At 69.8% G+C, this 12573-nt stretch carries 10 protein-coding genes; 7 read left to right on the plus strand and 3 right to left on the minus strand.

Annotated features, from left to right (window positions below; genetic code table 11):
• The first annotated feature begins 88 nt into the window (after positions 1-88).
• Both ppc and M1L60_RS41840 read left to right on the plus strand, forming a co-directional pair.
• Positions 89-2929, plus strand: coding sequence for a phosphoenolpyruvate carboxylase (gene ppc / locus M1L60_RS41835; RefSeq protein ID WP_253243153.1), 2841 nt, complete (start codon positions 89-91; stop codon positions 2927-2929).
• Positions 2930-3064: 135 nt separating this feature from the next.
• Positions 3065-4399, plus strand: a complete 1335-nt coding sequence (locus M1L60_RS41840; protein WP_253243154.1) for a cellulase family glycosylhydrolase — start codon at positions 3065-3067, stop codon at positions 4397-4399.
• Between the two features lie 3 nt (positions 4400-4402).
• Here M1L60_RS41840 and M1L60_RS41845 read toward each other — a convergent pair whose 3' ends face one another.
• A complete protein-coding gene (locus M1L60_RS41845; protein ID WP_253243155.1) occupies positions 4403-5200 on the minus strand; it encodes a hypothetical protein in 798 nt (265 codons plus the stop codon).
• Positions 5201-5249: 49 nt separating this feature from the next.
• Complete coding sequence (locus tag M1L60_RS41850) at positions 5250-6962, minus strand: ATP-binding protein (protein ID WP_253243156.1); 1713 nt, start codon at positions 6960-6962, stop codon at positions 5250-5252.
• A gap of 178 nt (positions 6963-7140) precedes the next feature.
• Between M1L60_RS41850 and M1L60_RS41855 the strand changes: the two genes are divergently transcribed.
• The 5 genes from M1L60_RS41855 (at position 7141) to M1L60_RS41875 (ending at position 11159) form a co-directional block, all read left to right on the plus strand.
• Positions 7141-8055: an ABC transporter ATP-binding protein gene (locus tag M1L60_RS41855; RefSeq protein WP_253243157.1), complete on the plus strand. Its 915-nt coding sequence runs from the start codon at positions 7141-7143 to the stop codon at positions 8053-8055.
• Entirely contained in the window at positions 8048-8911 is an 864-nt protein-coding gene (locus M1L60_RS41860) for an ABC transporter permease (protein ID WP_253243158.1), read from the plus strand. The genes M1L60_RS41855 and M1L60_RS41860 overlap by 8 nt, the downstream gene beginning before the upstream one ends.
• The gene (locus tag M1L60_RS41865) at positions 8908-9819 is read left to right on the plus strand and encodes an ABC transporter ATP-binding protein (RefSeq protein WP_253243159.1); all 912 of its coding nucleotides are present in this window, start codon (positions 8908-8910) and stop codon (positions 9817-9819) included. Before M1L60_RS41860 ends, M1L60_RS41865 begins: the two co-directional genes overlap by 4 nt.
• On the plus strand, positions 9819-10529 hold the full coding sequence (locus tag M1L60_RS41870) for an ABC transporter permease (protein ID WP_253243198.1): 711 nt from the start codon (positions 9819-9821) through the stop codon (positions 10527-10529). The genes M1L60_RS41865 and M1L60_RS41870 overlap by 1 nt, the downstream gene beginning before the upstream one ends.
• A gap of 66 nt (positions 10530-10595) precedes the next feature.
• Positions 10596-11159, plus strand: a complete 564-nt coding sequence (locus M1L60_RS41875; RefSeq protein WP_253243160.1) for a DUF4352 domain-containing protein — start codon at positions 10596-10598, stop codon at positions 11157-11159.
• Here M1L60_RS41875 and M1L60_RS41880 read toward each other — a convergent pair.
• Positions 11156-12556 (minus strand): glycosyl hydrolase, encoded by a 1401-nt coding sequence (locus M1L60_RS41880; protein ID WP_253243161.1) that lies wholly within the window; start codon positions 12554-12556, stop codon positions 11156-11158. The two genes, M1L60_RS41875 and M1L60_RS41880, sit on opposite strands and share 4 nt — an antisense overlap.
• Between the last annotated feature and the right edge of the window lie 17 nt (positions 12557-12573).

The following is a 12573-nucleotide window of genomic DNA, read 5'->3' on the forward strand; positions in this document are numbered from 1 at the left end:
CCCCCCTCGATGGGGGTCCGCCGATACGATCGGCGGAGTCGGGACAGCGCTGTCCTGGAGCACCTTTGAGGCGAAGGAGCGCCCCCCGATGACTGACCAGCATGGCCAGCTCGACCCCGACGGCCCATCCAACCACCCCGCCGCCGCCCTGAGCCTGACTGAAGACCATCCTGATGCAGCTCTCCGCGCCGATATCCGGCGAATCGGAACGCTGCTCGGGCAGACGCTGGCCCGCCAGGAAGGCCGCCCCCTCCTCGACCTGGTCGAGGAGATCCGCGCCCTGGTCCGGCAGGATCCCCAGGCCGCGGCCGACCGCCTGGCCGCCATGGACGTCACGACCGGCACCAAGCTGGCCCGCGCGTTCTCCACCTATTTCCAGCTGGCCAACATCACCGAGCAGGTGCACCGCTCGCGTGACCTGCGCCGGCGCCGGGCCCACGACGGCGGCTGGCTCGACCAGGCGGCCAAGCGGATCGCCGAGCGGGGGGTGCCGGCCGACGAGATCGCCGCCGCCGCCCGCCGCCTCGCCGTCCGCCCGGTCTTCACGGCCCACCCGACCGAGGCCTCCCGCCGCTCGATCCTGTCGAAGCTGCGCCAGCTGGCCGACGCGCTCGACGCCGAGGCCGCGGCCGCCGTGCTCTACGGGCAGACCGACACCACCGCCTCGACGCGCAAGTTCGCCGAGCTCATCGACCTGCTGTGGCAGACCGACGAACTGCGGCTGGACCGGCCGGAACCGACCGACGAGGCCCGCAACGCCGTCTATTACCTGCGTGACCTGTACGCCGAGGCCGCCCCGCAGGTGCTGGCCGACCTGGCCGAGACGCTGCGCCAGCTCGGGGTCGAGACGGCGCCGACGGCCCGGCCGCTGACCTTCGGGTCGTGGATCGGCGGCGACCGCGACGGCAACCCGTTCGTCACGCCCGCCGTCACCCGCGACGTGCTGATGATCCAGCACGAGCACGGCATCCAGGCCACCGAGGCCGCGATGGACCAGCTGATCGACATGCTGTCGGTGTCGCGGCGGCTGCGTGGGGTCTCGCTCGACCTGTCGGCCTCGCTGGCCAAAGACCTGGACAGCCTGCCCGAGGTGGCGCCCCGGTTCCGCCGGACCAACGCCGAGGAGCCCTACCGGCTCAAGGTGCGGGCGATCAAGGCGAAGCTGGCCAACACCCGCTCCCGGCTGCGCAACGGCACCGCGCACGTGCCCGGCCGCGACTACCTGGGCAGCGACGAGCTGATCAGCGACCTCGAGCTGATCCGGGCCTCGCTGGCCCGCAACTCGGGGCAGCTCACGGCCGTCGGCGTGGTGGCCACGGCCATCCGTACGGTGTCGGCCTTCGGTCTGCAGCTGGCCACGCTGGACGTCCGCGAGCACGCCGAGAAGCACCACGAGGTGCTGCAGCAGATGTACACGCAGGTCGGCGAGGTGGACGACTACGCCACGCTCGACCGGGCCGACCGCACCAAGCTGCTGGCCACCGAGCTGACCGGGCGGCGCCCGCTGAGCAGCGCCGACACCCCGCTCACGGACTCGGCCCGCAAGACGTTCGACGTGTTCAACACGATCCGCGACGTGCAGGACCGCTTCGGCGCCGACGTCATCGAGACCTACATCATCTCGATGACCCTGGGTGTCGACGACGTGCTGGCGGCGGCCGTGCTGGCCCGCGAGGCCGGCCTGGTCGACATCCACACCGGCCGGGCCCGGGTCAACATCGTGCCCCTGCTCGAGACGCCGGCCGAGCTCGACGCGGGCGGTGACCTGCTCGACGAGATGCTGTCGCTGCCGGCCTACCGCGAGATCGTGCGAGCCCGAGGTGACGTGCAAGAGGTGATGCTGGGCTACTCCGACTCCAACAAGGAGGGCGGCATCACCACCAGCCAGTGGGGCATCCACAAGGCGCAGCGCTCGCTGCGTGACGTGGCGGCCCGGCACGGCGTACGGCTGCGGCTCTTCCACGGCCGCGGCGGCACCGTCGGCCGAGGTGGCGGCCCCACCCACGAGGCGATCCTGGCCCAGCCCTACGGCACGCTGGACGGCGCGATCAAGGTGACCGAGCAGGGCGAGGTCATCAGCGACAAGTACACGCTGCCCGCCCTGGCCCGCGAGAACCTGGAGCTCACGGTGGCCGCGGTGCTGCAGGCGACGCTGCTGCACACCTCGCCCTCGGTCGACCTGGAACGGCTGGCCCGCTGGGACGACACGATGGACGCGGCGTCGGACGCGGCGTTCACGGCCTACCGCTCGCTGGTCGAGAACCCGGACCTGCCCGCGTACTTCTGGGCGGCCACCCCGACCGAACTGCTGGGCGCGCTCAACATCGGCTCGCGGCCGGCCAAGCGGCCCAACGCGGACGCCGGCCTGGGCGGGCTGCGGGCGATCCCGTGGGTGTTCGGCTGGACCCAGACCCGGCAGATCGTGCCCGGCTGGTTCGGCGTCGGCACCGGCCTCAAGGCGGCCCGCGAGGCCGGCCACACCGAGACCCTGCAAGAGATGTACGGCAACTGGCAGTTCTTCCAGACGTTCGTGTCCAACGTCGAGATGATGCTGACCAAGACCGACCTGACCATCGCCCGGCGCTACGTCGAGACGCTGGTGCCCGAGCACCTGCGCCCGATCTTCGCCACGATCGAGGCCGAGTACGAGCTGACCGTGCGCGAGATCCTGGCCATCACCGGCGAGGCCTCGCTGCTCGAGAACCAGCCCGAGCTCAAGCGCACGTTGGACGTGCGCGACACGTACCTCGAGCCGCTGCACCACCTGCAGGTGGCGCTGCTGCGGCAGTACCGCGAGGCGGGCGAGGCCGACCGGCAGACCGTGGTCGCGCCCGGGTCGCGGCGGGTGCCGTCCGACTCGACGGCGCTCGAGCGGGCCCTGCTGACCTCGGTCAACGGCATCGCGGCGGGGATGCGCAACACCGGCTGATTTGCCGGATTTTGGACGGGCCCGGGATCTGATCCCGGGCCCGTTCCTGTTTGCGGAGCCATCGAGGGGCGGCTATGGTGCGTCGTGGGAGCGCTCCCAAACCCCCGTCCCTTCCCCGATGGAGCCCCGATCCCCATGCGCAGATGGAGACTTGCCGCCGGCGTCGCAGTCGCGGTCGCCGCCGCCACGGCCGTCACGGTCACCGCCCTGCCCGCCGGCGCCGAGACCACCGCCTTCACCGTGACCAGCTCGTGGAGCACCGGTTACCAGGGCCAGGTCGAGGTCCGGAACAACACGTCGTCCCCGATCAGCACCTGGCGGGTGCAGCTGTCCCTGCCCGCCGGCACCACGATCGTCAACTCGTGGAACGCCACCCAGTCGGCCTCGGGCCAGAACTACACGTTCACGCCCGCGGGCTGGAACGCCACGCTGGCCGCGGGCGCGTCGACCTCGTTCGGCTTCATCGCCAACGGCACCGGGCGGCCGACCTTCTCGACCACGCCGACCACTCCTCCCACCACGCCGCCCACCACCACTCCCCCGCCGACCGGCACCACGCCGGTCGCGCAGAACGGGCAGTTGCGGGTGTGCGGCGTGAAGCTGTGCAACGCGGCCGGGCGGCCGGTGCAGCTGCAGGGCATGAGCACGCACGGCCTGCAGTGGTTCGCCGACTGCTACAACGACGCCTCGATCGACGCGCTGGCCGACGACTGGAAGGCCGACCTGCTGCGGGTCTCGATGTACGTGCAGGAGGGTGGCTACGAGACCAACCCGGCCGGCTTCACCGCGCAGGTCAACAACCTGGTCGAACAGGCCACCCAGCGCGGGCTGTACTCCATCATCGACTTCCACACGCTGACCCCCGGTGACCCGAACTACAACCTGGCCCGGGCCAAGACGTTCTTCAACGAGGTGTCGGCCCGCCACGCGGCCAAGAACAACGTCATCTACGAGATCGCCAACGAGCCCAACGGCGTCAGCTGGGCCGGCATCAAGAGCTACGCCGAGCAGGTCATCCCCGTGATCCGGGCCAACGACCCGGACGCCGTGGTCATCGTCGGCTCCCGCGGCTGGTCGTCGCTGGGCGTCTCCGAGGGCGCGAGCTCCAGTGAAATCACCGCCAACCCGGTCAACGCGTCCAACATCATGTACGCGTTCCACTTCTACGCCGCTTCGCACAAGGACAACTACCGCGCCGAGGTGGAACGGGCGGCGGCTTCGCTCCCGCTGTTCGTCACCGAGTTCGGCACGGTGACCTACACCGGCGGCGGCCAGGTCGACCTGGCCAGCACGGCGGCCTGGCTCGACCTGCTCGACCGCCTGCAGATCGGTTACGCCAACTGGACGTACTCCGACGCCGACGAGAGCAGCGCGGCCTTCCGGCCGGGCACGTGCGGCGGCCCGACCTACGCCGGCACCTCGGTCCTGACCGAGTCCGGCACCTTCATGCGCAACCGGATCCGCGCCTAGGCGCTAAATACCCACGCGTGCCCCGGGCTTCCCACCAGGCCCGGGGTGCGCGTGTTCGCGCATCAGCTTCTCGCCGATGACCAGGGACGGGCGGGCCCAGGCGGCCCGCAGGGCGTCCAGGTCGGGGGACTCGGTCAGGAACCAGCCCGAATAGAACGTGCCGGTCGGCCACTCCCGCACCTGGGACAGCCGGGCCACCTGGTTGAGCCGGGCGCCCAGACCGAGCCGCCGCGACACGTACACGTCGGTGCCGATCGGGCGGCCGGCGGCGAGCGCGGCCGGTGTCGGCGTCGAACCCTCGGAGTGCAGGACGGCGTACGCCGGGTCGAGGGCCGCGCAGCAGGCCTCGAAGTAGCGCAGCACGGCCTCCTCGCGCACCTCGGCCGCGGCCCGCTCGCGCTCGTCCCACAGCGAGCGCGGCAGGGCGAACGCCCCGGCCTCGACCGTCACGTCGACCGGGTGCCGCTCGGCGGGAAGCTCCTTACCGGGCGTCGCCTCGAACGACACGGCCGCCTGGCCCACCCCGGGCAGGGCCATGGCCACCCGGTACGCGCACCCGTCGCGCAGCCCGCGGCGGACATCCCGGACCGACCGTCCCCCGACGTACGAGATGCCCGGCGCCTCCGGCACCCGCGAGAACGCCAGCCCGGCCGCCCCGAAGAACATCGACCCGCTGTACGTCCCGCCGCACTGCTCCAGAACGTCACCGACGGCGGCCAGGGCAGGCTCTTCCAGCTCCCGCCCCGGCCACAGCCCGAACGACAGGAAGACCCCGCCCGGCCACATAGACGATTGCCTCATGCCTGTGGAACGCGCCGACCACCATCCAGGGTGCGGCCATCGCCAGTCATCAGCCGATCGTTCGCCAAAGTGCTCGACGGGACTGTGGCTTACCGAGGAGTTCGATCCGGCCCTTCCCCCGAAGAGTCTGCAGCCCGTAGTGCACCTGATCCTTGTTCAAGCCGGTGGCCGCCTCGAGGTCGAGTCGCGAAAGTGGTCCATCAGCCAGAGCAGCCAAAATCCTCTTCTCGTTCCCGCTGAGGCGCGGGTTGCCCCGCGTCGCCTCGGGTGCCGGCCGCACTACCTGGTAGGCCGTCGAGCCTCGGGTGCCGGTTTGCTCGACGACACCGGCATCCACGAGCTCCTTAAGCTCGCGGGTTGCCGTCCGGCTGTCGAGCACACCCGTCGCGGCCCGGTAGCTGCTGTTGGTGAACACGACGCCGTTCCGCATCATCGCCAGGGCTGTCATCTGAGAGCGCGACAACGGAGGTACCGGCAAGGAGGTCAGCCAGACCAGTGTCTCCTCGTCCAGCAGGGCATGGTTCGGGAACTCGACAGTGAACAGCGCTATGTCGTCGGTGAATCGGGGCGGCTCCATGCCCGCTTCGGTGAGCGCGACGAGCATCCGCGCGATGCCGGTTCCGCGGTTCTCGCAGACCATGTGCCCGTCGCCGAACGGTGTGTCCTCGAGAATTTTGAGCAAGGCCTTGTTCCGAGACGAGGAACCCGTGTTCGCCCCGAGCGAGCCGACCTCCACCGGCCCGTACAGACCACCGGGATTGCGGATCACCAGTCGATCCGGGTACATCTCGACCTGCACCTGCGTCCCTCGCGCGAATTCGGAGTAGTCGCGGTGAACGAGGGCGTTGACCAAGGCCTCGCGAAGTACCTCTTCGGGGTACTCCCACTCGTCTACCCGGTAGATGCCCGAAATGATGCTGCGCCGTCGCATGTTGCGCTTGAGCACGCGAATGCTCTCGGCCACGATCAGCGGAATCGGGCCGTCGATCGATCGATTCTCGATGAAGCGCTCACCGAAGCGGCCCGGCACTCCAGCCTCGGTGGTGGGGTACGCGACGATCGTGACGTCGAGTTGCGGCTGGAAGGTCTGTGGATAGATGCCGAAGACCAGCAATCCGGCCAGGGTCGGCACCACGTGCTCCTCATGCGTTGTCAGCACGTTGAGCATCATGAGCGCCCGCTGATCGTCGACACGCTGAAAGATGTCGCCCCTGGTCTCTCGGATTCTCCGTAGGAACGCGCTGATCAGCTCGGCATCCAGGTCTTCGAATCGCGCCTCCCGCACGGGGGAGACATCGCAACGCGGCTCCGTCCGGTTGGCCAGAAGGACGGCCACTTCGTAGTCGGTCAACTTCCGGTCGCCGTCAGCGACCCGGACTCTTGACCCGGCCCACGGGCCCAGCGCTCGCCGGTGACAAGGTCGCTGCTCGCGTGGCACCGGCGGCACCGTACAGCAGACGACTTGCTGGCCCTCGATCGAAAAGGTCTGGATCTCCGCCCGCACCGGAGGCTCCATCTCGGAGCAGACCGCCCCGATGTGCGACTCCATCGCCGCTGGATCGTCCACACCCGTCACCGCAAAATCGCTCTTCTCGTCGACTCCGAGAAGAAGGGTGCCGCCAGCGGCGTTGGAAAAGGCGCTGATCGACTCCCAGAGGGTCACCGGCATGCCGCCCTTGGACTTCTTCACTTCACAGGTGAAGTGGTCGGCGCCGTGGGCACGAAGCGCTTCGATCAGTTGTGACAGCTCGCCTGAATCCACCCGCGCCACCCTCTGTCGGATCCCAGTTCCCACAGAGATTGCCACAGAGCGCCGCTATTTCCAACAGAGGTTGGAGAAATTCCCACACAGAAATCTGAGAGAGAGCTGAGAGGGCCCGAGAGGGTCTCAGGGTTTTGCCGGATCCGGTCAGGTGCGTCGGTTTCCTAGGCTGACTGCCGTGACCATCATCGCGACACAGTCGCTCACGAAGACGTACGGCGGCGGGGTGACCGCTCTCAGCGAGCTCACCGTCGACGTCGAAGCGGGCGTGATCGGGCTGGTCGGCGCCAATGGGGCCGGCAAGAGCACGTTTATCAAGATCATGCTGGGGTTGACGGCGCCCACCAGCGGCGACGTGCGGGTGTTCGGCCTCGACCCGGTGACCGAGACGGACCAGGTGCGGGCGCGGGTGGGCTACATGCCCGAGAACGACTGCCTGCCGCCGGACGTGTCGGCCGCCGAGTTCGTGACCCACCTGGGCCGGCTCAGCGGGCTGCCCAGGACGGCCGCGCGCGAGCGGGCCTCCGAGGCCCTGCGCCACGTCGGCCTCTACGAGGAGCGCTACCGCCAGATCGGCGGCTACTCGACCGGCATGAAACAGCGTGTGAAGCTCGCTCAGGCCCTGGTGCACGACCCCGACCTGCTGCTGCTGGACGAGCCGACCAACGGCCTCGACCCGGCCGGCCGCGACGCCATGCTCAACCTGGTGCACCGCATCGGCAACGAGTTCGGCATCTCCGTGGTCGTCTGCTCCCACCTGCTCGGCGAGGTCGAGCGGATCTGCGATTCGCTGATCGCGATCGAGGGCGGCCGCCTGCTGCGGGCCGACCGGATCTCGGCCATGACCGCTGCCTCCGACGTGCTGGCGGTCGAGGTCAGCGAGGGGACGGACGAGCTGGCCGAGGCGCTGGCCCAGCTCCAGCTCACGGTGAGCCGTGAGGGCCGGCTGCTGCTGGTGCCGCTGTCCGCGGAGTCCGACTACGACGCGGTCGTGCGGGCCGTGGCCGAGCTCGATCTGCCCCTGCACCGCCTCGACCAGCGACGCCACCGGGTGGCCGAGCTCTTCACCGCGAAGGAGAAGGCCGATGTCTGACGCCGGCGTCATCCATGACATCGGATACCAGCGGTACGAGGGGCCCCGGCTGGGGCGCACCGCGGTGTTCGGCGCGATCTACCAGCACGGTCTGCGGGCCTCGTTCGGGCTGGGCCGCTCGGCCAAGGCCAAGATCTTCCCGTGGCTGGTGGCGGGCATCGTCCTGCTGGTCGCGGTGATCAACGCCGCGGTCAAGGCCCAGGCCAACATCGTACTGTTCGACTACTTCTCGTTCGACGACACGATGAGCTGGCTGGTGATCTTCTTCGTCGCCATCGTGGCGCCGGAACTGGTCTCGCGGGACATGCGCTCGGGTGTCCTGCCGCTGTACTTCAGCCGGCCGTTGCGCGCCTTCGACTACATCGGGGCCAAGTTCGCCGCGCTGGCCACGGCGGTGTTTCTGCTGCTCGGCGTGCCGCAGCTGATCATGTTCCTGGGCGGGGCGTTCACCACCAAGAAGGGCGCCTCGGGGGTCTGGAACGAGTTCCTCGACCTGCTCCCCGGCTGGGGTTACAGCGTGCTCTGGGCGGTGTTGTTCGCGTCGATCAGTCTGCTGGTCGCCTCGATCACCGGCAAGCGCGCGTTCGCGGCGGGCGGCATCGTGGCCGTCTTCCTGATGACCACGCCGGTCGTCGGCGTGCTGAGCATCCTGCCGTCGTCCACCTCCCAGCACCTGGCCGGCCTGGCCAGCCCGATGTCGCTACTGGCCGGCGTGCAGGGGTGGCTGCGCGGCCAGAACAGCATGGACCTCGACATCGGCGACTTCGGCGTGATCTACGGGATCGAGCTGTTCTGCCTGGTCGCCGCGGCCATGCTGCTGTTGCTGGCCCGCTACCGGAAGGTGGCTTCGCTGTGAGCGTCGTCCAACTCGAGAACGTCTCCCGCTGGTACGGCAACGTCGTCGCCGTCAACGACATCAGCATGACCCTGCAGCCGGGCGTGACCGGCCTGCTCGGCCCGAACGGCGCCGGCAAGACCACGGTGCTGCACATGATGGCCGGCTTCCTGGCCCCGTCCAAGGGCACGGTCACCATCGACAACGCGCCGACCTGGCGCAACCCGGGCATCTATCGCAGTCTGGGCCTGGTCGCCGAACGCGAGGCGGTGCACGGCTTCCTCACCGCGAAAGAGTTCGTGCTGGCCTGCGCCAAGATGCAGAAGCTGCCCGACCCGGCCGCCGCCACGAAGCGGGCCCTCGAGCTGGTCGAGATGACCAGCGCGCAGGACAGGCGGATCGACACCTTCAGCAAGGGCATGCGCCAGCGCACCCGGGTCGCCGCCTCGCTGGTCCACGAGCCGCAGGTGCTGCTGCTCGACGAGCCGTTCAACGGCATGGACCCGCGACAGCGCGTGCACATGATGGAGCTGCTGCACCGCCTCGGCGACGAGGGCCACACGATCCTGTTCAGCTCGCACATCCTCGAAGAGGTCGAGCAGCTGTCCGGTCTGGTCCAGGTGATCGTGGCCGGTCGGCTGGCCGCCTCGGGCGACTACCGGCGCATTCGGCGGCTGATGACCAACCGGCCGCACGTGTTCGCCGTGCAGAGCTCGGACGACCGCCGGCTCGCGGTCGCGCTGATCGGCGAGAAGTCGGTGAGCGGCATCGAGGTCGAGGCCGACGGATTGACCGTACGCGCGTCCGACTACGGCAGTTTCACCCGTGTGCTGCCGCGCATCGCCCTCGGCGAGGGCATCCGGCTGCGCAAGCTGCTGCCGTCCGACGAGTCCCTGGAGAGCGTCTTCTCCTACCTGCTGGAGGCATGATGTCCACGGTCGCCTACATCACCGCGCGTGGCCTGTTCGGCCGCCGGCGGGTGCTCCTGCTGCTGCCGCTGCCGTTGCTGCTGATCGGCCTGGCCGCGATCTGCAAGGCGTACGACGTCAGTCCCGACCAGTGGGGCCAGCCGGTCGTCGTCGGGCTCGGCCTGGCCGTCGTGCTGCCGGTCATCTCGCTGATCGTCGGCACCGGCGTGCTCGGCTCCGAGGTCGACGACGGCACGATCGTGCACATCCTGACCAAGCCGCTGGCCCGCCGCGACATCATCCTGGCCAAACTGCTGGTGGCGGCCGGGGTCAGCGCGGTCACGGCCGCGGTGCCGCTGTTCATCGTCGGGGCCCTGGCCAATTCCGTACGCTTCGGCCTGGCCCTCGTGGTCGGCGCGGTGGCCGGCGCCATCGCCTACTCGGCCCTGTTCCTGCTGCTGAGCCTGGTCTCCCGGCGCCCGGTGCTGCTCGGGCTGGCGTACATCCTGGTCTGGGAGGGTCTGCTGGGCCGGTTCGTCAGCGGCACCCGGGTGCTCTCGATCGAGCAGTACGTCATCACGATCGCCGACAAGATCGCGCCGACCGGCATGCTCGACGGCAAGGTCTCGGTGCCGGTCGCCGTGGTCATGAGCGTGCTCTTCGCCCTCGGCGGGACGATCTACGCGATCAACCGGCTGGGCTCGTTCAGCGTGGCCGGGGAAACCAGCTGACGGGCCCAGTCACTTCTGGCCGATCGGCCTGCTGCGGACAGTGACCGGGGTGGCTTGGATCACTTCATGACGCAGCCCGCGCAGGCCCCGATCGACGAAACGCCGGTCCCCGCACGGCCCAGTCGATGGCCGTGGGTGGCCGGCGTTCTTGTCGTCCTGCTGGCCGGGGCGGGGGTCTACTGGTTCGTGCTGCGCGACGACGCCGGCGTCCCGCAGACCGTGACGACCTCGGGCGGCCAGCTCAACCAGGCGGTCGAGGACGGCGAGTTCGTCTTCACCGTCTCGGCCGTGCGCTGCGGCCTGCCCCGGGTCGGCGACGAGTTCGTCGACCTCGAGCCGCAGGGCTCCTACTGCCTGGTCGACGTACTGGTGAAGAACGGCGGGACGACGCCCGAGTACTTCGACAGCACGTCCCAGAAGGCGTACGACGCGGCGGGGGCCGAGTTCGGCACGGACATGCAGGCCGAGGTCTTCGTCAACACCGACGCCCAGAACTTCCTCGATCAGATCAATCCGGGCCGCCAGGTCAAGGGAACGCTGGTCTTCGACGTGCCGGCGACGACCAGTCTCGTGTCGGTGGTGCTGCACGAGTCGTTCTCCTCGCCCGGCGCCCGGATCGCGGTGCGCTAGCGCCGCGGCGTGACCGCCACCTGGAAGATGGGCAGCCGGCCGAGCTGGCGGTAGGCGTGCAGGGCGGCCGGCGTGCTGTCGACCGACGAGTCCTGCCCCTTCTGGTTGCTCGGCGTCTCGAACTGCACCATCGCCTTGATCCGCGGGAACTGCCGGATGTCGGTGCCCAGCCGGCGGTAGAACTCGGCCTTGTACCTCGGGTTGCGCTTGGACGACCAGACGCCCCACTCGGCCAGCATCAACGGCTTGCGCGGGTGCCGGGCGGTGGCCCAGTTGTAGAAGCCGGGCCAGGCCCGCTTGCCCTCGAGCCGCCGGTTGAAGACCTCGGAGAACCGGCCGTGGCCGTACCCGGGGTCGCTGTAGGCGTACGTGTCGAGGCCGATCCAGTCGACCACGTCGTCGCCCGGGTACATCTGGGTGAACCAGCTCTTCTGGGCGTGCGGCACGTAGGTCATGTGCACCAGCACGCTCACCACGTTGTCGGCGCCCTTGGCCCGCAGCCGCTTGATGACGTGCCGGTACATGGCGGCGTAGTCGCGCGCGGTGTAGCCGGAGCCGGCCTTCTCGCGGACGTCGTTCTCACCCTCGTGGTGGACGGCGAAGAAGAACTGCTCGGGGAAGTTCTTCTTGATGTGCACGGCCAGCCGGTCGATGAAGGCGTCGGTCCGCCGGTCGCCGCGGGCGATCTTGGCCCACGAGGCCGACTCGGGCTTCCAGTTGAGGAACAGGATGCGCCGCTGACCGGGCTGGTGCGCGATCTTGATCTCTTGCTCGGTCGGGAAGAGCTGACGCGTGCCGCCGTGGTACGCGTGGTAGATCGCCTGGTGCCGGCCGGTCTTGCGCTCGAACCGGGCCAGGGCCGAGGCGCCACGGCTCTCGGTGTGCGCGCCCGGGGCCACTCCCCACAGGATGCCGCAGGTGGGCACCAGGTTGTGGCCGGTGTGGCACCGCCCGCCCCGGTGCGGCGGCGCGACCGCCAGGTCAGGCAATTGGGCGACCGGCGCCCGGCGGGCCAGGGCCGCCGGATCGTTCGGCCCGGCCGAGGTCGCCGTGGGCGGCAACGCGACCCCGCCGGCCCGCGCAGCGGCCGCCGCCGACGACGCTGCGGCCGAGGCCGAGGTCGCTGCGGACGACGCCGACGAGCCGGGCGCCGCGGAGGAGCCGGCCGCCGAGGGCGGCTGCCCCGGGGCGAGGGCGCCGGGGACACCGGGCTGCTCGGCCGCCGGCGTCAGGAAGGGCAGAGAGACAGTCGGGTCGCCGGATGTATCGACCGGCTGAGCGATCTGACTCACGCCGCCGGTCCAGGCCCAGGCGAGCGTGGCGGCGACAAAAAGGGCGAGGGCCGTGGGGACGGCCGCCAGGGAAACTAGCCGGTTACGGCGGGGACGACGACTCACGATCAGCCAGTATTGTG

Origin of the sequence: Paractinoplanes aksuensis, assembly GCF_024137025.1 — a bacterium.
GTDB classification, from domain to species: Bacteria; Actinomycetota; Actinomycetes; order Mycobacteriales; family Micromonosporaceae; genus Actinoplanes; species Actinoplanes aksuensis.